The sequence below is a fragment of the Rhodococcus sp. DMF-1 genome, from assembly GCF_021441945.1.
GTDB lineage: Bacteria > Actinomycetota > Actinomycetes > Mycobacteriales > Mycobacteriaceae > Rhodococcus > Rhodococcus ruber.
Window position 1 is genome coordinate 4,397,592 of sequence record NZ_CP090442.1, and the last position, 19,571, is coordinate 4,417,162.

The following is a 19,571-nucleotide window of genomic DNA, read 5'->3' on the forward strand; positions in this document are numbered from 1 at the left end:
GGCTCGTGAATTTCTGTGCTGGTGGTGTCGGCGGGCGGCGCCGGATGTGGTGCGGCGCCGCCCGCCGGGCCCGGTGTCAGAGCGGCGTGGCGCCGGCGCGGTACTCCGCGATGTGCGCTGCGCGCTCCTCGTCCGTCATCTGGTTCAGCAGGACGTTCGGGCTCTGGAAGGTGTTGCCCCGCACGTCGTCGAGGGTCCACATCTTCTTCGGTTCGAGATCGAGGTGCGGCTGGCCGACGAGGGTCTTGCCGTCGTCGCGCACATACCCGAGGTCCTGCACGATGTCGGCGAGATCCTTGTCGTGGTGCAGGGTCTCCCATTCCCGGAAACCGGTGAGACGGCCCATGTTCGGCGTGGGCCGGCCCTCGTACTCACCGCGGAAGGCGACCGCGTCGGTCCAGTAGCACGTCTCCGAGCAGTAGGTCCGCCACTGGTCGTCGACCTTCTCCACGACCATGTCCTCGCGGACCAGGGCCGGCACCATGCAGGTCCAGCAGCGGTGCGGGTACTGGTATCCGACTTCCTCGAACGCGATCGGCTTGTTGCGGCCGGGGTAGGCGAGGCGGTTGTAGTTCTCCCACCACTTGCCGAACTTGGAGTACCAGCCGGGGTACTTCTCCTCGAACCACTCGAAGTCCGCGTCGGTCATGGCGTCGATCCGCCAGTAGTTCACCGGCCAGCCCGTGGCGAAGAACCGGGCCACCTCGTGGACGTAACCCTTCTCGGTGATGCGCTTCCACGCCTCCTCGACGAGATCGTGCGGAATGGTGAGCCCGTACTTCTCGAGGGGGAGCAGGTAGCTGCGGTAGTAGTCGTCGTAGATCCACCGCCGCCACATCTCGGCGTAGCTCTCGCGGTCCTTGCGGCGGTCCTTGGTGCCGTATTCGATGAACGTGCCGATCGCGGCGTCGACCACGCAGTGGTTGTTCCACCAGGCGTAGCGCAGGTCGCGTTCGAGCAGCGGCCGGTTCCGCTCGTCGGCCAGGGCCATGAGCAGGATCGAGTAGCCGTTGGAGATGTGGCGCGACTCGTCGGACTGCACCGAGTGGAACACGGTGGGCAGCAGGTAGTCACCGTTGGCGGCGGCCTCGTCGGGCATCGCCACGAACAGGGTGTTCGTGAAGGCGGTCTCCGCGACCACGGTCAGGTAGATGTTGGCCGCGGTGATCGCGTCACCGGTGATGAAGCCCTCCCCGAACTGCCGGCCGATGGTGCCCGCGTAGTTGTTCGCGAACGCCTTCTCGGTCATGTCGAACCCGGCGGGATCGATGTAGTTGTTCATGTAGAGCTTCTTGAGGTTCATCTGGATCGTCGAGTGCCGGACCTCGTCGATCATCTGCACCGCGAGACCGTTGTGGATCTCGGGGTTGGGCACCGCGTCGATGGCCATCGGCATCGCGCGGGCCGCGGAGATCTCCGGGAACGGGATGATCGAGAGGAACAGCTTCTGCCACTCCAGCCAGCGCTGCTGGACCTGGCGGAACATGTTGCCGCGGATCGCGCCGTCCATCGCGCCGTAGACCCGGTTGTCCTTCTCCTCCTCCATGGGGAAGTAGGACCGCATGATCTGCTTGAGAGGGTCCTTCTTGGGGGCCTTCTCGAACGTGTAGTCGGTGCCGAAGCGGGTGGCCGGCGTCGCGAACGTCGGTTCCCACGTCAGCTCGGTGATCTTTGCATGGGCCTTGGTCAGGCTCTGCCTACTCAATGTGCGCCTCCTGGATCGGGAGCCGGCTCTGTGCCAGCCGTGGACGGTGGGGTGTGGGTGCCGATACAACCCCGGTGTGCAACCCCGATCTGTCTCAATGTGAGACTCAGGTCACAATCGATGTGATTACCTTTGCTCTTGCGAGATCCGAGGAGAAGGTGGCGTGACAACTCCGGACGACCGGGAGATCGAGGTGGGTGAACACAACCGGAGCGGTTCCCGGGACGGGCATTCGCTTCAGGAATCGGGCGAATCGGTCCGTGCGGGCGACTTCCCCGATCTCGGCGATCGGCGGGTCCGCAACTGGCTGCGGGTGTCCTGGGTGCGTTCCCGGGAGGCCAAGGTCGACGCCGATCGCCCGGCCGCGGACTACGTCGAAGCCCTTCCCACCGACACCGTCCTCACCCGGGCGGCCCGGCCGGTGCTGCGCGCGTTGGCGGCGGAGATCGAGAACGAACCGGTGAGCCTGATCCTCACCGACGGCAAGGGCACCGTGCTCAGCCGTTACGGCGGCGACCGTCGCCTGCTCGGCGCGCTGGACCGGGTCCACCTCGCACCGGGGTTCCGGTACTCCGAGTCCCAGGTCGGCACCAACGGCATCGGCACCGCGCTCGAGGTCGGCGCGCCGCTGCTCATCCGGGGCGACGAGCACTACAGCGGGCATCTGCGCAAGTTCTCCTGCGCGGGCGCACTCGTGACCCATCCCGTCACCGGGGCCCTGCTCGGCGTGGTGGACCTGACCACCGAGGCCGAGAACACGAACTCGCTGCTGCTCTCGTTCGCCAAGCTCGCCGCCACCCGCATCCGGGAGCGGATCCTCGAGGACGCCAACGAGCTGGACCGGGCGCTGCTGCACGACTACCACGCGGCATGCCAGCACTCGGGCCGTCCGGTCATCGCGATCGGCGACGAGGTCCTGATGATGAACGCCCTCACCCAGCAGCGGTTCGACTCGCGCGACCAGGCCGCGATCATCGACCGGACCCGCGACGCGCGGGGACGGCACGAGCCGTTCACCCTGCTCGCCGACCTGCCGAGCGGGACCACGGCCCGGCTGTCCTACCAGCCCACCTTCGTCGACGACCGGCTCGCCGGCGGGGTCGTGCGGATCAAGGAACAGGTCGCCCGGAGCCGGTCCACCCGGGCCGTCGCCCCACCCGCGCCGCGCGCCCTGGCCGGCCGCAGCACCCAGTGGCAGCGCACCGTCGAAGGCGTCGTCGAGGCGTGCCGGCGCGGCGAATGGCTCGTCCTCGACGGTGAGCCGGGCGTCGGGAAGGCCGCCCTGATCCGGGCGGCGCACGACCACGTCCGGTCCGGGCACGCCCTGACGGTCCTCGACGCGGTCCAGCTCGACGGCGACGAGCTGCCCGAACGCGCGGCTGCGACCCTCGACGACGGTGGCGACCTCGCCGTGCTGCACGCCCACGTCCTCGGCGACGACCAGTTCGCGGCGCTCGAGTCGTTCCTGCAGGCCGTCGCCCAGGACACGCGCGCGCCCGCGCCGTGGGTCGCCCTGACCATGCAGCCGCCGCAGGGGCAGAGCGACACCCACGCGCTGCTCCGCCTCTTCCCGAAGACGATCTCCGTTCCCCCGCTGCGGCATCGACTCGAGGACGTGCCCGACCTGGTCCGGTTCCTGCTCGACGCCGCCGGCGCCTCCGGCCTCACGCTCTCCCCGGCCGCGGCGAACCAGCTCATGCGGCTGTCGTGGAGCGGCAACGTGACCCATCTGCGCGGCGTCCTCGACGAGCTCTGCCGGCGGCGGCGATCCGGGACCGTCGAGCCGGCCGACCTGCCCGCCGAGTGCCGGGCGACGACCCGCCGGAGTCTGACCCGGCTCGAGTCCCTCGAGCGGGACGCGATCGTGGAGGCGCTGGCGCTGCACGGCGGCGACAAGGTGGCCGCCGCGAAGGCCCTCGGCATGTCGCGGGCGACGATCTACCGCAAGATCCGAGAATTCGGCATCACCCTCTGATTCCGAGTGTGCGTGTCAAATTGAGACGACGGGACACTGCTCCGCACGAAACACTGCTGAGCGCAGAGACGTTCACCCCACCGGGGTGACCAGACAGGAGTGATCGATGACCGACCACAACGGACTCACCACCGCTGCCGGCGCACCTGTGCCGGACAACCAGAACAGTCTCACGGCCGGGGCCCGCGGACCCATGCTCCTCCAGGACGTGTGGTTCCTCGAGAAGCTCGCGCACTTCGACCGTGAGGTGATCCCCGAACGGCGCATGCATGCAAAGGGTTCCGGCGCGTTCGGCACCTTCCGCGTCACCCACGACATCACGCGGCACACCCGGGCCGCGCTGTTCTCCGAGATCGGCAAGCAGACCGAGGTGTTCGTCCGGTTCTCCACCGTCGCCGGCGAGCGCGGCGCCGCCGACGCGGAACGCGACATCCGCGGCTTCGCCGTCCGCTTCTACACCGAGGAGGGCAACTGGGACATCGTCGGCAACAACACCCCGGTGTTCTTCTTCCGCGATCCGCTCAAGTTCCCCGACCTCAACCATGCCGTGAAGCGCGATCCGCGGACCAACCTTCGCGACCCCGAGAACAACTGGGACTTCTGGACCAATCTGCCGGAAGCCCTGCACCAGATCACGATCGTGATGTCCGACCGCGGCATCCCCGACGGCTACCGGCACATGCACGGATTCGGTTCGCACACCTTCTCGTTCGTCGATGCCGCGGGCGCCCGGTCGTGGGTGAAGTTCCACTTCCGCACCCAGCAGGGCATCCGGAACCTCACCGACGAGGAGGCCGCGGCCGTGATCGCCGGCGACCGCGAATCCGCCCAGCGGGACCTGTACGAGGCGATCGAGGCCGGGAACCACCCGAAATGGACGCTGTACGTGCAGATCATGCCCGAGGCCGACGCGGCGACCTACCGCTACCACCCGTTCGACCTGACCAAGGTGTGGTCCAAGAAGGACTATCCGCTCCTCGAGGTGGGGGAGCTGGAGCTGAACCGCAACCCGGACAACTACCACGCCGACGTCGAGCAGGCCGCGTTCTCCCCTGCGAACGTCGTCCCGGGCATCGGGTTCTCGCCCGACCGGATGCTGCAGGGCCGGCTCTTCTCGTACGGGGACGCCGCACGCTACCGGCTCGGCGTCAACCACCACCAGATCCCGGTGAACTGCCCCCGGGCCGCCGCCCACGTGAACTCCTTCCACCGCGACGGCGCGATGCGGGTGGACGGCAACCAGGGCAGCGTCCCGAGCATCGAGCCGAACTCGTACGGCCGATTCCAGGAGCAACGCGGGTACGCCGACCCGCCGCTGACCGTCGGTGCCGTCGCGGACCGATTCGACTACCGCGCAGACGACGACAACTATTTCGAGCAGCCCGGGATCCTGTTCCGCGCCATGACCGCCGAGCAGCAGACCGTGCTGTTCGAGAACACCGCGCGCGCGATCACCGGGGCATCGGTGACGACGATCGAACGGCACATCGCCAACTGCACGCAGGCCGATCCGGCCTACGGTGAGGGAGTTCGCAAGGCCTGCGAGGCACTGGGGGCGTTGTGAGCGACCGGTGATCCGTCCGGCAGCCGCGCAACCCTCGGTCGTTCGCCGCGTCGAGTGCCGACGCGGCCGACAGGCGGGCGCGCGGCTGCCGGCCCGGGCGGCTCAGCCCAGCCAGTCCAGCACCGCGGCCGCGGTCCACGACTGCTGCATGCTGCCGAGCGGCTCGCCGGTGAACGGCTCGTAGTACTCCGCGAACGAGCCGTCGCTCGCCTGCCGCAAGCCCTCCGCTCGCAGCAGATGGGCGCGCTCCGCCCAGCCGCGGCGGGCGAACGTCCACGAGAACAGCCACGTCATCACCGGCCACACCGGTCCCCGCCAGTACTCGCGCGAACGGAAGTCCCGGGAGACGGGGGACGTCGAGGGTGGCACGGCGTAGCGCAGGTCGGGGTGCCCGCAGAACTTCGGGCCCTCGAAGGTGCGCAACAGGGCCCGTTCGGTGCCGCGGGGCAGACCCCCGCACAGCAACGGCGCGAACATCGCGATCGTGTCGGTGGCCATCCAGCGGCCGCTGCGCAGGTCGAAGTCCTTGGCGGCGCCGGTACGCGGATCGGTGGTGTCGAGCACGCCGCGACGGAACCGGTCCGCGTACTCGTGCAGCTCACGCACGTCCGCATTCGGGCGCGAATGCTCCTCCCCGATGACGGCGAGCACCTCGCACGCCAGCGCGAACACGGCACTGACGAACACGTCCTCGACGGCGAAGCTCATGGCCGTGGCCAGGGCGTCGTCGTCGTAGCGCACCTCCTTCATCTCCTCGAGCAGCCACAGGTAGCGGGCGTACTCGGCGTCGGTGGGCCGCTGACTCGCGTCGCCGACATGGGCGAGGTCCTCGCGCCGGAACGTCGGCACCGCCCCCGCGACGACGTTGGCGTACGCCGCGTCCCACCGGGGCGAGTTGTCCATGCCGGATTCCCAGCCGTGGTAGAGCGCGATGCGGCCGTTGCCGTCGAGGTCGCGGGCCCGGGCCAGCCACCGGTGCCAGCGCACCAGGTCGGGCCAGCGACGGTCCAGGAACTCCTCGGCGACGGCACGGGTGGTGCGCCCGTGCCGTCGGCTGTGGTCGAGGATCCGCTGCACCGCGATGGCGTGCACGGGTGGCTGGGTGATGCCGGAGGTCTGCGGCCCCTGCGGGGCAGCGGCGGCCAGGTCGGTGCAGGCCCACCGCGCCGGTCCCGGAAAGTAGCCGTCCACCCCGCTCGCGAACACGATGTGCGGGATCATGCCGTTTCGCCACTGCGCGGAGAGCAGGGTGTCGAGTTCGACGACGGCCCGCTCGACGCTCAACGGGGCCAGCCCCACCGCGACGAACGCCGCGTCCCAGCTCCACATGTGCGGGTACAGCTTCGGGGCGGCGCTGGTCATCGTGCCGAGGTCGTTGCCGCGCAGCAGATAGGCAGCCCGCGCGGCGAGCTGGGTGTGGGTGAATCCGCGGTCCGGCATCGCATCATTGTGCGACCGCCCGGCCCTCGGCGCGCGTCGGGGCGCGGTCCCGGACGCCGAGCGGACACCACCCGTTGGCCCGGGCGGTACCGGACCGTCACCTGTACCGGGTGGACTGGCCGGTGGACATTCGTCCGTTCACCACGGATCGTCGGGCACGTTCCTGCCCGTGAAGGGATTTCGAGACAATGGCTTCAGTGACCTTCGACCACGCCACCCGGCACTACGCGGGGGCCGAGTCCCCGGCAGTGGATGCGCTGGACCTGCGCATCGCCGACGGCGAGTTCCTCGTCCTCGTCGGCCCCTCCGGGTGTGGCAAGTCGACCTCGCTGCGGATGCTCGCTGGGCTCGAGGACGTCGACTCCGGGCGGCTGCTCATCGGCGCCGGCGACGTCACCGACGTCGAACCGCGCCACCGCGACATCGCGATGGTGTTCCAGAACTACGCCCTGTACCCGCACATGAGCGTCGCGGAGAACATGGGCTTCGCGCTGAAGATCGCCGGGGTCCCGAAGGACGAGCGCGTCGCCCGCGTGCGGGAGGCCGCGGCGATGCTCGATCTCACGGCCTACCTGGACCGCAAGCCGAAGGCCCTGTCGGGCGGGCAGCGGCAGCGGGTGGCGATGGGCCGGGCCATCGTGCGCAGCCCGCAGGTTTTCCTGATGGACGAACCGCTGTCCAACCTCGACGCGAAGCTGCGCGTGCAGACCCGTAACCAGATTGCGCGCCTGACCCGGCGGCTCGGCGTGACCACGGTGTACGTCACGCACGACCAGGTCGAGGCCATGACCATGGGGGACCGGGTCGCCGTGCTCGACGGAGGCCGGCTCCAGCAGGTGGACACGCCGCGGGCGCTGTACGACCGGCCGGCGAACGCCTTCGTCGCCGGCTTCATCGGCTCTCCGGCGATGAGCCTGTTCGAGGCGCCGATCGCCGACGGCGGGGTGCGGATCGGCGGGCACCTCGTGCCCGTGCCGCGGCACGTGCTCGCCGCCGCGCGGGGTGCCACGGTGACGATCGGCCTTCGCCCGGAGCACCTGGCGTTGTCCGCGGGCGACTCCGGATTCGACGTGACCGTCGACATGGTCGAGGAACTCGGGGCGGACGCCTACGTCTACGGTGGCGCCGCGGTCGAGGGCGACCGCCGCGATGTGGTGTTCCGCACCGACGGACACAACCCGCCGCCGGCGGGCACGGTGGTGCGACTGCAACCGGACCCGGCGCGGGTGCACGTGTTCGACGCCGAAACCGGTATGCGGTTGAGCGCCTGACTCGTGCGGTGGCGGAGCAGGAACGGGCTCGCTCCGCCACCGGTTCGGTCCGCTCAGTTCGGGCAGACGAGGTCGTTCAGGTCCGCGATCGAGCGTCCCGCCAGGGTGGGCCACAGGGTGTGCCCCGGGTTCTCGGGCAGCGGAACCACGTTCGGTACCCCCAGCGTCACGACGCCGGCGGCGCGGGCCGACGCCAGTCCTGGCAACGAGTCCTCGATCGCGACGATGCGTGCGGGGTCGAGCGGTGCGCCCAGGTCGTCACCGAGCGCCTCGACGGCCCGCAGGTACGGCTCGGGGTGAGGCTTGCCGTTGCTCACCATGTCGCCGGTGACCAGGAACCGGAACGTGCCGGTGGGCAGCAGGCGGTCGATCTCGTCGGCGAGGGGCCGTTCGCTCATCGTGACGAGCGCGCACGGCACATCCGCCGCGGCGAGCTCGCCGAGCAGTTCCCGCGCACCCGGCCGCCACGGGACCGCCTGCCGCACCTGGGTCACGACCGAGTCGACGAGCCCGTCGACGATGGCGCGGACGGGCAGGTCCGCCCCGGCACGTTGCAGCACCCGGGCGGTCTCGGGCAGCGCGCAGCCGACGAGTTCGGCTGCCTGCCCGTCGCTCCACGGGATCGAGAACGCGGCCAGTAGTTCCCGCTCGGCGCGGAACCAGTAGGGCTCGGTGTCGACGAGGGTGCCATCCATGTCCCAGAGCACCGCGTGGACGGCGGGGGATGTGTGCATTCGGGGCTACTCCTGATCCGGGTTCGGGGTGGGCGGTACGCGGACGACCTGGACCCGGATTCCGCGGGTGCGCAGAGCGTCGACGAAGTGGGCCGGTGCGGCGTCGTCGACGATCGCGTCGTCGATCGCGTCCCAGCCGGCGACGAGATGGAAGGATCGGCGGCCGATCTTTCCGGAATCGAGCAGCAGGACGCGCCGGTCGGCGACGCGCAGCATCTCGGCCTTGAGCGAGACGATCGAATCCTCCTGGTGGTACAGCCCGTCCGCGTCCGCGGTGGTGGTGGACAGGAACAGGGTGTCCACCCGCACGCCGCGGACGGCGGCGAGCGCTCCGGCGCCCAGGAACGACTCGTGCCCGACGTCGTATGTGCCGCCGAGAGCCACGGTCTCGACAGCGGCGTGACGGGCGAGGGCGGCGAGGCCCGGCAGATAGTTGGTGACCACCCGCAGGTCTTCGGCACCGGCCAGGTGGTCGATCATCGTCGCGACGGTGGTCGAGTCGTCGAGCATGATCGACGTGCCGGGGGCGACGGTCTGCGCCGCGGCGGCGCCGAGCGCCAGTTTCTGCGGCAGCGCGAGGCGGCGCCGGACCGCCGCGGCGATCTCGTAGGTGCCGGTGCGCTCGATGCTGACACCGCCGCGGAACTTGCGGACGACGCCGCGGCGCTGCAGTTCGTCGAGGTCGCGGTGCACCGTCATCAGCGACACACCGAACCGCTCGGCAAGGGCCTGGGCCGTGGCACGTTCGTCCGCCAGCAGCGATTCGAGGATCGCGTCGAGCCTTTCCTGGCGGGGGTTGCGGCTCGCTCTGGACATCGCGCATCACCTCCTCTCGTTCTGATGATCGACACGGACTTTATATCACCAGTCGTGTTATTAACTCCGCGTGAACGGACCGGGAAATGATGGCCGACGGGCCACCAACCGCAAGCAACCCGGACGGGAACCCTCCCCGACTTGGAGATCCAAAAACATTGCTTTGCAGATTTTTTCGCGCACTTTTGGATTCCGCGACCGCGTACCGGAGACCTTCCGGCCCGTTTTGACCGGGCGCCGGAACCGGTGCCACCATCGTCCCGGCCGCTTCGGTTCTTAACTACTCGATGTTATTTCGACAAGGACGGTGGACGTGTCCGTGACACTGACCCGGCGCGAGACGGACCCGGCGGTCCGCTCCCCGGACATCCCGGCCTCGGCACCTCGGCCGGGCCGCACCCGGCGCAGGCGCCGCGAGCGACTGTTGTTCGCGCTGTTCGCGCTGCCCAACCTCGCGCTGATCGTCGTATTCGCCTACTGGCCGATCGTCGGCAACGCCTATCTGAGCCTGACCCGGTGGGACATGATCGCCCCGCAACCGTTGTTCGTCGGTCTCGACAACTACCTCGCTCTGTTCACCGACCCCGCGTTCCTGCGGGTGCTCCGGTTGACCGGCATCTGGGTGGTCTGCGTGGTCGGCACCAGCCTGTGCGGAGGACTGGCGCTCGGCCTGCTGTTCAACGTGCGCCTGCCCGGCCGCGGCGCCGTCACCGCACTGGCGTTCTCCCCGCACATCCTCTCCGGGGCCGCCGTCGCCGCGATCTGGCTGTTCATGTTCGACCCCAACTACGGTCTGTCCCGCGTCCTGTTCTCCGTCGTCGGCGCGGACTCTCCGCACTGGACGACGTCCGGGCGGTGGGCCCTGCCGGCCCTGATCATCGTCGCGGTGTGGAAGGGTGTCGGCTTCGTCGCCATCGTCTACCTCGCTGCCCTGCAGTCCATTCCGTCCGAAGTACTCGAGGCGGCCCGGCTCGACGGCGCCGGCCGGTGGCAGTCGCTGCGGCACATCGTCCTTCCGCTGCTCTCACCCACGACGTTCTTCCTGCTCGTCACCCAGGTCATCGCCGCATTCCAGTCGTTCGACCTGATCGCGATGATGACCGGAGGCGGGCCGGCCGGCGCCACGACGACCCTCAGCTGGTTCATCTACCAGCAGGGATTCCGCGAGTTCGACGCCGGGTCGGCCGCGGCCGGCTCGATGATCATGTTCGTGGTGCTGATGGCGACGACGGTGTTCCAGATGCGCTACGTCGAGAAGAAGGTGCACTACTGATGGCCACCCTCGTTCCCCGCCGCATCGCGCGACTGCGGTCGCTGCCCGCGCTCGTCGTGACGGGCCTGGTGTTCGCCGCTCCCTTCCTGTGGATGCTCAGCTCGGCCTTCAAGCCGGAGGCCGAGATCTACCGGTGGCCGCTGCAGTGGCTCCCGAGCGAGTTCGTCCTCGACAACTTCGCCCGCGCCTGGGAGGCCGCCCCGTTCGACCGGTTCCTGATCAACTCGCTCGTCGTCACCGCCGTCGGCGCCACGCTCAAGGTGGTCCTGGCCGTCTTCAGCGCCTACGCGTTCGCGTTCCTGTCCTTCCCCGGACGGAACCTGCTCTTCGTGGCGGTGCTCGGTGCGTTGATGGTACCCGGCCACGTGACCCTGCTGATCAACTACATCACCGTCGGCAACCTCGGTTTGATCAACACCTATGCCGGCATCGTATTACCTGGGCTGGCAAGTGCGTTCGGAACCTTCCTGCTGCGTCAGCATTTCCGCGGGATCGCCCCGGAGGTCCTCGAGGCCGCTGAGCTCGACGGCGCCGGGCACCTGCGCCGGCTGGTGCACTTCGTGCTGCCCATGTCGCTGCCGGCGGTGATCACCGTCGCACTGATCGCCGTCATCGACGAGTGGAACGACTTCATCTGGCCGCTACTGGTGACCAATTCCGTGCAGATGCGCACGCTGCCGATCGGCCTGATGTATCTGAAGGAGACCGAAGGCGTCGACCAGTGGGGCTCGATCATGGCCGGCACCACGTTCGTCGTCGTGCCGATGCTGCTGCTGTTCCTGCTCGCCCAGCGCTACATCATCAGCGGAATGGCCGGCGCCGCCGTCCGCCGCTGACCTCACCCTTCTTCCGCATCACGAAAACCCCTCCAGGAGAGATCATGTCCCCGATTTCCTGCCCCTCGCCGCTCACCTCGGCACGCCTGAGCCGGCGCCGGTTCCTCACCGTCGCCGCGATGGCCTCCGCCGCCGTGCCGATCCTGTCGGCCTGCGGAAGCCCCACTGCCGGATCCTCGGCCTCGTTCGGCCAACCCGAGGTCGCACCGCCGGCCGAATACGCCGGCCGCACCAACGTGGTGATGTGGAGTCCGTGGACCGGCAACAACGGCGACCGGCTCGCCACGATCATCAAGGACTTCAACGACTCCCAGTCCGAGATCTACGCCGAGATCCAGACGTTCAACGGCTACGACGGGGTGTCCGAGAAGCTCGCCGCGGGCCTGCAGGCCAGGCAGATTCCCGACATCGCCGTGTTCTCCGATGTGCACTGGAACATCTTCTTCCTCAACGGCAGCCTCGAACCCCTCGACGGATACTTCACCGACGACTTCGGACCCGCCACCTTCCACACGCGGTTGTTCGACGAGGGCGTCGTGCGCGGACAGTCGTTCTGGGTGCCCTACGGCCGCTCGACACCGCTGTTCTACTACAACAAGGAGGTCTTCGCCGCGGCCGGTCTGCCCGACCGGGCACCGGCCACCTGGGAGGAGTTCCGCGGTTGGGGCAAGGAGATCACCGGTCGCGACTACCGGGGCAACCGACTGCAGATGCGCGCCTATACCGGCACCGACGACTGGTACTTCCAGGGCCTGCTGTGGAACTTCGGCGGCGGCATCTCCGAGGGTCTCGACGTGGTGCTCGACACGCCGGAGAGCATCACGGCCGCCGAGTTCGACCGTGCGATCGTCAACGACGACCGGATCGGCTACCTCGCGCAGAGCATGAACAACGACTTCACCAACGGTCTCGTCGCCACGATCACCAACTCCACCGGCTCGCTCACCGGCCTGATCTCCGGGGCGGACTTCGAGGTGGGCGCCGGCTTCCTGCCCACGGCCACCACCACCGGGGTACCCACCGGCGGCGGCGGACTGTCGATCATGAAACATTCCGCCCCCGAACGGAAGGAGGCTGCCGCGAAGGTCCTCGCATACCTGTCCCGGCCGCAACCGTCGGCCGACTGGACCGTCGGCACCGGCTACCTCCCGGCGACGATCGGCGCGGCCGAATCCGCCACCGTGCAGCAGCGCATGGCCGAGAATCCGTACTACCGGCTCGCCGTCGAACAACTCGACATCGCCCGGCAGCCCGACGCCGTTCGCCGCTACGTCTCGAGCGCCATAGTCGAGATGCGCACCGCCATCCAGAAGCTCTACACCGAGAACGCCGACGCGGCGACGACCCTGCGGCAGACCGCCGAGAAGCTGCGCGTCGAGGCCGACATCCTTCGCCCCCGGTACGAGGAGATGGTCGCCTGATGCCCGCGCCCGAACCCGCCCGCCCCTTCACGATCGTCGGGCATCGCGGCGCGATGGCGCACGCCCCCGAGAACAGTGTCGAGTCGTTCCTGCTCGCCGAGGAACTCGGCGCCGACGAGATCGAGCTCGACGTCCGCCTCACCGCCGACGGCGCCGCGATCGTGCTGCACGACGCGACGCTGGACCGGGTCGCCGCCGACGAGTCGGGGCGTGGTCTCGGCCCGGTCGCGGACCTGGACCTCGACCGGCTGCGCGCCGTGCAGCTCGACTCCGGGCATCCGGTCCTCACGTTCGACGAGGCGCTCGACGCCACCACGGTGACCCTGCAGGTCGAGATCAAGACACCCGCCGTGGTGCCCGAGGTGGCACGCATCGTCGCCGCCCGGCCCGCCGACACCGCCCGTGTCCGCTTCACCAGCTTTCGACCGGAGGACCTGCGGCTGCTGGCCGAGCATGCCCCGACCGTGCCGCGCGGGCTGATCACGCTCGGCTACCCGGACGCGCAGCGGCATCCGGGCGGGATCGAGGCCGTGCTGGCCGAGACCGGGTGCAGCGCCTTCTTCTGCGGCTGGGACGGCCTGACCGCCGCCCTGGTCGACCGCGTCCGGGGCCTGGGCTACGAGATGCACGGCTGGCCGCTGCGAGGACCGGAGGACGTGGGGCGCGCACTCGCCTTCGGCCTGGACGGCGGCACCGCCGACGACCCGGGCGCGGCCCGGTACTGGCTCGCGGCGGCACTCGTTTCCCGACCGGTCGGGTGACGCGGGCCGACGGTGGTGTTTTCCGCCGGCCCGCGCAGGCCATACCGTGGTCGGGGAAACCGTCCGACGGACCCGAGGAGCAGCGGCAGATGAGGATCACCGGCGCAGTCCTGGAGGAGATCGGCCGGCCGCGGCCGTTCGCCGAGTCGAAGCCGATCAGCGTGTCCGAACTCGAGCTCGATCCGCCGGGACCGACCGAGCTCCTGGTACGGATCGAGGCGGCCGGGGTGTGTCACTCCGATCTGAGCGTCGTGGACGGCAACCGGGTTCGTCCGGTGCCGATGCTGCTCGGACACGAGGCGGCCGGACGGATCGTCGAGGTCGGTTCGGCCGTCGACGACTTCCGGGTGGGGCAGCGGGTGGTCATGTCGTTCCTGCCGCGGTGCGAGGCGTGCGACAACTGCGCCGAGGACGGCCGGTTGCCCTGCACCGCCGGGTCCGCCGCCAACAACGCCGGCGAACTCCTGCACGGCGGCCGGCGCCTGCACCGCGACGGTCACCCGGTGCACCACCATCTCGGGGTCTCGGGTTTCGCGACGCACGCGGTGATCGACCGCGCGTCGGCCGTCGCGGTCGACGACGACGTGCCGCCCGACGTCGCCGCGGTGCTCGGCTGTGCCGTGCTCACCGGCGGGGGTGCCGTCCTCAATGCGGCCCGGCCGCGGCCGCAGGACAGCATCGCGATCGTCGGCCTCGGTGGGGTCGGCATGGCCGCTCTCCTGACGGCCGTCGCGCAGGGGATCTCGCGCATCGTCGCGATCGACACTCTCGACGACAAGCTCGCCCGCGCCCGTGAACTGGGGGCGCACGAGACCTACACCCCGGGCGAGGCGCTCGAGCGGGGCGTCGCAGCCCGGTACGTCGTCGAATGTGCCGGCAGCGCACGCGCGTTCGAAACCGCGTTCGCCCTCACGGCACCCGGCGGCACGACCGTGACGGTCGGCCTGCCCGCCCCGACGGCGACGGCCGTGATCTCCCCGTTGACGGTGACCGCGGAGGCCCGCACGATCGTCGGCAGCTACCTGGGCTCGGCCGTGCCGCGCCGCGACATCCCCGAGTACGCGCGCCTGTGGCGCGAGGGCCGGCTGCCGGTGGAGGAACTGATCTCCTCCCGGATCCCCCTCTCGCGCATCAACGAGGCCATGGACCAGCTCGCCGACGGCCTGGCCGTACGTCAGGTCGTCGTGTTCGACGACTGAGCGCCGGACGTCGGCCGGGACCAAGGTCCCGGACCGGATATCTTGTGGGAAAATGATTTTCCGGACGTCCGGGGCGGACGGGGACGAGGTGCCCGCGCGTCCCGGCCGCTCGGTCCCCCGCTCGGCGCCGGACTGCTCCGACCGATGGGCGCATGCGACGGGAGTCTTCGGACCCTTTTCTCCCGGTCCTCGGTCCCTCCGGCCGTGCCGGAGTCGAGGTGCGTTTCCCGTCCCGCCGGTGCGCGGCGGGTGCCCGGACCGCTCGCGAACGCGAGTATCCACAGCTGTGGAAAAACCTGTTGATCAGTGATTTTCGACCCGGCCGACGACGACCCCGGCGTCCGCGACGGCCCGGCCCGTCCGGAGCAGCGGGCGGTGTCCGGCGCACCTGGGCGAGTCCACGCCGCGCCGTGGACGTGCTCCACGTCTCATTGCCGATGTCGATGCGGCGGTGCAAGAGTCAGCGCGCCGACGGTCGGCGGCTCCGCTCGGACGTCTGCGCCGCCGGTCGAGCGGGCGGCCGCGAATCCGCCCGCTCGCGGCAGCAGGTCGGAACTCGATGCCCCGCCGGGAGGCGGGCCCGAAGGCAGGAGTCGTGGTCATGGTCGATGTCGCGCCGATACTGAGGACGCCGGACGCGCACCGGCCGTATCCTCCGACCCACCGCCCGAAAGGCTCGAGGATCCTCACGGTCGTCACCTCCACCGACCACAAGGTGATCGGTGTGATGTACATCGTGGCGGCCTTCGCGTGGTTCCTCGTCGGCGGGCTCATGGCGCTGCTCATCCGGGGTGAGCTCGCCGTGCCCGGCCTGCAGTTCCTGTCGAACGAGCAGTACAACCAGCTCTTCACCATGCACGGCACGATCATGCTGCTGCTCTATGCGACGCCGGTGTTCTTCGGTTTCGCCAATTATCTTCTGCCCCTGCAGATCGGGGCACCGGACGTGGCCTTCCCCCGGCTGAACGCGGTGGGCTTCTGGCTCTACGTCTTCGGCGGCCTCATGGCCGCGGCCGGCTTCCTCACCCCCGGGGGCGCCGCGGACTTCGGCTGGACGGCGTATGTGCCGCTGACGAATTCGCTGCACTCGCCCGGCGTCGGCGCGGACCTGTGGATCCTCGGCCTCACCGTCGGCGGCCTGGGCACGATCCTCGGCGCGGTCAATCTCATCACCACCATCGTGTGCCTGCGCGCCCCCGGCATGACCATGTTCCGGATGCCGATCTTCACCTGGAACACCTTCATCGCCTCGCTGCTGATCCTGCTGATCTTCCCGCTGCTGGCGGCGGCGCTGATCGCCCTGTTCGTCGACCGGCAGTTCGGCGCTCACATCTTCGATCCCGGCACGGGCGGTGTCATGCTGTGGCAGCACCTGTTCTGGTTCTTCGGTCATCCCGAGGTATACGTGCTGGCGCTGCCGTTCTTCGGCATCGTCTCGGAGATCTTCCCGGTCTTCTCCCGCAAGCCGATCTTCGGCTACACCGGCCTGGTCTACGCGACCCTGGCGATCGCGGCGCTCTCCATCGCGGTGTGGGCGCACCACATGTACGCCACCGGCGCCGTGCTGCTGCCGTACTTCTCCTTCATGACGTTCCTGATCGCGGTGCCCACCGGCGTGAAGTTCTTCAACTGGATCGGCACCATGTGGAAGGGGCAGCTGACGTTCGAGTCGCCGATGCTGTTCTCGGTCGGGTTCATCGTCACCTTCCTGTTCGGCGGCCTGTCCGGCGTCATCCTCGCCAGCCCGCCGCTCGACTTCCAGCTGCACGAGTCGTATTTCGTCGTGGCGCATTTCCATTACGTGCTCTTCGGGACGATCGCCTTCGCCACCTACGCCGGCGTCTACTTCTGGTTCCCGAAGATGACCGGGCGCATGCTCGACGAGCGCCTCGCCAAGTGGCACTTCTGGCTGACCTTCGTCGGCTTCCACACCACGTTCCTGGTGCAGCACTGGGTGGGCAACGAGGGCATGCCGCGCCGCTACGCCGACTACCTGCCGTCGGACGGGTTCACCACCTTGAACATCGTCTCGACCGTCGGTGCCTTCGTCCTCGGCGCCTCGACGCTGCCGTTCCTGTGGAACGTGTTCAAGAGCTACCGGTACGGGCAGGTCGTCACGGTCGACGACCCGTGGGGCTACGGCAACTCCCTCGAGTGGGCGACGAGCTGCCCGCCGCCGCGGCACAACTTCTACGAGCTGCCGCGCATCCGCTCCGAGCGGCCCGCGTTCGAGCTGCACTACCCGCACATGAGCGAGAAGATGCGCGCCGAGGCGCACGTGGGCTGGGGTTCGCACGCCCAGACCGCTCGCACGCTCGAGGGGACGCACTGACATGACGGACGGACGACGGTTCCGCCGGTACGCGACGCTCGGGGAGACCCGTACCCGGCCCGACCCGACGGCCCTGCTGATCGCGATGCTGGTGCTGGCGGTGCTGCTCGCGTCCCCGTGGTGGCTGTCACCGGTCCCGGCCGTGCTGCTCATCGTCGCGGCCGCCGCCGGCACGGTCGCGGTCGGCGCCACGAGCCGCAGAACCATCGTGCCGACCCGCTGGTCGTAGCGGCACGGTCGGTCACCCGGACCTGCCGGCCGGGCCCCGACGGTTCCCGGCGGTCCGGCTACCCTCGATGCCATGGGCAGGCAGCGGGAGCGTCGGGCCGCGGCGGGGTCCGGCCGCGGCCCGGCCGAGGGCATCCACGACATCGACACCGGCACCTGTGAACTGGTCAAGGATCGGTACCGGCCCGACGGCTGGGTGCTCGAGGTCAACGGGGTGCCCAGCTCCCACATCGATCTCACCGATCCCACGCTGCTCGAGTTCGAGTACATGCGGTGGATCGCTCACCTGCTCGAATCGCAACGGCCGCACGACGAACGGCTGCGGGTGCTGCACCTCGGTGGTGGGGCCTGCACGATGGCCCGTTATCTCGCCGCCACCTACCCGAATGCACGGCAGGTGGTGGTCGAGATCGACGGGCGCCTGGCCGAACTCGTCCGGGACTGGTTCGACCTGCCCCGCGCCCCGCTGTTGCGGATTCGGGTGGGGGAGGGCCGGGCGGTCCTGGCCTCCCTGACCGACGCGACCCGTGACGTGATCGTCCGCGACGTCTTCGCGGTGAACCGCACGCCCGTCGCGCTGACCACCGTCGAGTTCACCCGGCACGCCCGCCGGGTCCTCGACGCGGGCGGCGTCTACGTCGTCAACTGCGGTGACACCCGGGATCTGACCACCGCCCGGCGGGAGGCAGCCACCATCGGCAGCGTCTTCGAGCACACCGCGATCATCGCCGATCCCGCGATGCTCAAGGGCCGGCGCTACGGCAACATCGTCATCGCCGGCAGCGACGCCCCGCTCGGCGAGTCACCGGCACTCGCCCGCGAACTGCTCGGCGGCGGCGTGCCCGCCCAGGTGTGGACCGACGCGCAGGTCCGCCGGTTCGCCGCCGACGCCCGCGTCCTGCTCGACGCCGAGTGCCGCCCGGGTGGCGAGGTCGCGGCCGGCTGACGTCGTCACCCGGACCGGCCCGCGGTCCAGGCGAGCAGGTCCTCCACGGGCCAGGTGTTGACCACGTCCTCGGGTTCCACCCCGCGTTCGGCGGCACGTTCACAGCCGTACCCGATCCAGTCCAGCTGTCCGGGCGCGTGCGCGTCGGTGTCGATCGCGAAGCGGCAGCCGAGATGCAGCGCGAGGTCGATCAGCCGCTCCGGCGGGTCCTGCCGCTCGGGGCGGGCGTTGATCTCCACCGCCGTGCCGTGATCGCGGCACGCCGAGAACACCGCCTCGGCGTCGAAACGCGACGCCGGGCGGGTGCCGCGACCGCCCTGCACCAGCCGGCCCGTGCAGTGCCCGAGCACGTCGACGTGCGGATTCTGCACCGCCTTCAGCATCCGCTTCGTCATGATCGACCGGTCGGCCCGCAGATTCGAGTGCACGCTGGCCACCACGATGTCGAGTTCGGCCAACAGTCCCTCGTCCTGGTCGAGCGTGCCGTCGTCGAGGATGTCCACCTCGATCCCGGTGAGAATGCGGAAGGGGGTGCCGCTGTCGGCGAAGACCCGGTCGAGCTCGGCGACGACTCCCAACTGGTTGCGCAGCCGCTCCGCGGTGAGGCCGTTGGCCACCTTCAGCCGGGGTGAGTGGTCGGTCAGCGCGCAGTACCGGCGTCCGAGCGCCGCGGCGGTCCGCATCGTCTCGGCGATCGGGCTGCCGCCGTCCGACCAGTCCGAGTGCACGTGGAGATCGCCCTGCAGGGCCTCGAGCAGGCCCGCGCCGCCGCGGCCGATCGGCTCGGCCTCCTCGCGCAGTTGCCGCAGGTAGGCGGGGACGCCGTCGAAGGATTCGCGGATCACGGTGGCGGTCTTCGGCCCGATTCCGGACAGAGCCGTCCAACTGTCCGCCCGGCGCCGCGCGGCGCGCTGGTCCGGGTCGAGCCGGGCGACGACGTCGGCGGCGTGACGGTACGCCTTCACGCGGTAGCTCTCGGCGCGGTCGCGTTCGAGCCAGAACGCGACCTCCCGCAGGGCGTCCACCGGGTCCATGCGTCCATTCTCGCCGCGGCGGTCCGTAGCGTGGGG

The 19,571-nt window shown here is 69.7% G+C and carries 16 protein-coding genes; 11 read left to right on the top strand and 5 right to left on the bottom strand.

Features of this window, described 5'->3' with window-relative positions; genetic code table 11:
• Positions 1-76 precede the first annotated feature (76 nt).
• A complete protein-coding gene (locus LZP97_RS20155) occupies positions 77-1,705 on the bottom strand; it encodes a methane monooxygenase (RefSeq protein WP_230831588.1) in 1,629 nt (542 codons plus the stop codon).
• Positions 1,706-1,868: 163 nt separating this feature from the next.
• On the opposite strand from LZP97_RS20155, the gene LZP97_RS20160 reads away from it, so the two are divergent.
• Together LZP97_RS20160 and LZP97_RS20165 are read left to right on the top strand one after the other, a co-directional pair.
• Positions 1,869-3,680 carry a sigma-54-dependent Fis family transcriptional regulator gene (locus tag LZP97_RS20160; protein ID WP_040273049.1) on the top strand — a complete coding sequence of 604 codons (1,812 nt, stop codon included), beginning with the start codon at positions 1,869-1,871 and terminating at the stop codon, positions 3,678-3,680.
• A gap of 106 nt (positions 3,681-3,786) precedes the next feature.
• A complete protein-coding gene (locus LZP97_RS20165; RefSeq protein ID WP_017681894.1) occupies positions 3,787-5,244 on the top strand; it encodes a catalase in 1,458 nt (485 codons plus the stop codon).
• A gap of 102 nt (positions 5,245-5,346) precedes the next feature.
• Here LZP97_RS20165 and ggh read toward each other — a convergent pair whose 3' ends face one another.
• On the bottom strand, positions 5,347-6,684 hold the full coding sequence (ggh, locus tag LZP97_RS20170) for a glucosylglycerate hydrolase (RefSeq protein WP_040273051.1): 1,338 nt from the start codon (positions 6,682-6,684) through the stop codon (positions 5,347-5,349).
• A 188-nt stretch (positions 6,685-6,872) separates the two neighbouring features.
• Here ggh and LZP97_RS20175 point away from each other — a divergent pair, with 188 nt between their 5' ends.
• Positions 6,873-7,955 (top strand): ABC transporter ATP-binding protein, encoded by a 1,083-nt coding sequence (locus LZP97_RS20175; protein WP_040273054.1) that lies wholly within the window; start codon positions 6,873-6,875, stop codon positions 7,953-7,955.
• Between the two features lie 53 nt (positions 7,956-8,008).
• Here LZP97_RS20175 and LZP97_RS20180 read toward each other — a convergent pair whose 3' ends face one another.
• The gene (locus LZP97_RS20180) at positions 8,009-8,689 is read right to left on the bottom strand and encodes an HAD family hydrolase (RefSeq protein WP_017681897.1); all 681 of its coding nucleotides are present in this window, start codon (positions 8,687-8,689) and stop codon (positions 8,009-8,011) included.
• Positions 8,690-8,695: 6 nt separating this feature from the next.
• Positions 8,696-9,505: a DeoR/GlpR family DNA-binding transcription regulator gene (locus LZP97_RS20185; protein ID WP_017681898.1), complete on the bottom strand. Its 810-nt coding sequence runs from the start codon at positions 9,503-9,505 to the stop codon at positions 8,696-8,698.
• A gap of 313 nt (positions 9,506-9,818) precedes the next feature.
• Here LZP97_RS20185 and LZP97_RS20190 point away from each other — a divergent pair, with 313 nt between their 5' ends.
• The 8 genes from LZP97_RS20190 (at position 9,819) to LZP97_RS20225 (ending at position 18,501) form a co-directional block, all read left to right on the top strand.
• Positions 9,819-10,778, top strand: a complete 960-nt coding sequence (locus LZP97_RS20190) for a carbohydrate ABC transporter permease (protein ID WP_026138035.1) — start codon at positions 9,819-9,821, stop codon at positions 10,776-10,778.
• Positions 10,778-11,614 (top strand): carbohydrate ABC transporter permease, encoded by an 837-nt coding sequence (locus tag LZP97_RS20195; protein WP_017681900.1) that lies wholly within the window; start codon positions 10,778-10,780, stop codon positions 11,612-11,614. The genes LZP97_RS20190 and LZP97_RS20195 overlap by 1 nt, the downstream gene beginning before the upstream one ends.
• Before the next feature lie 44 nt (positions 11,615-11,658).
• Positions 11,659-13,035, top strand: a complete 1,377-nt coding sequence (locus LZP97_RS20200) for an ABC transporter substrate-binding protein (RefSeq protein ID WP_040273056.1) — start codon at positions 11,659-11,661, stop codon at positions 13,033-13,035.
• Positions 13,035-13,796 (top strand): glycerophosphodiester phosphodiesterase, encoded by a 762-nt coding sequence (locus LZP97_RS20205; protein ID WP_017681902.1) that lies wholly within the window; start codon positions 13,035-13,037, stop codon positions 13,794-13,796. Before LZP97_RS20200 ends, LZP97_RS20205 begins: the two co-directional genes overlap by 1 nt.
• An 89-nt stretch (positions 13,797-13,885) precedes the next feature.
• Positions 13,886-14,995, top strand: coding sequence for an alcohol dehydrogenase catalytic domain-containing protein (locus LZP97_RS20210; RefSeq protein WP_017681903.1), 1,110 nt, complete (start codon positions 13,886-13,888; stop codon positions 14,993-14,995).
• 601 nt (positions 14,996-15,596) lie between these two features.
• Positions 15,597-17,327 carry an aa3-type cytochrome oxidase subunit I gene (gene ctaD / locus LZP97_RS20215; protein ID WP_203011277.1) on the top strand — a complete coding sequence of 577 codons (1,731 nt, stop codon included), beginning with the start codon at positions 15,597-15,599 and terminating at the stop codon, positions 17,325-17,327.
• A gap of 1 nt (position 17,328) precedes the next feature.
• Positions 17,329-17,556, top strand: coding sequence for a hypothetical protein (locus LZP97_RS20220; protein WP_010595389.1), 228 nt, complete (start codon positions 17,329-17,331; stop codon positions 17,554-17,556).
• A 72-nt stretch (positions 17,557-17,628) separates the two neighbouring features.
• Positions 17,629-18,501: a spermidine synthase gene (locus tag LZP97_RS20225; RefSeq protein WP_010595390.1), complete on the top strand. Its 873-nt coding sequence runs from the start codon at positions 17,629-17,631 to the stop codon at positions 18,499-18,501.
• Between the two features lie 5 nt (positions 18,502-18,506).
• Here LZP97_RS20225 and LZP97_RS20230 read toward each other — a convergent pair whose 3' ends face one another.
• On the bottom strand, positions 18,507-19,535 hold the full coding sequence (locus tag LZP97_RS20230) for a PHP domain-containing protein (protein ID WP_010595391.1): 1,029 nt from the start codon (positions 19,533-19,535) through the stop codon (positions 18,507-18,509).
• Between the last annotated feature and the right edge of the window lie 36 nt (positions 19,536-19,571).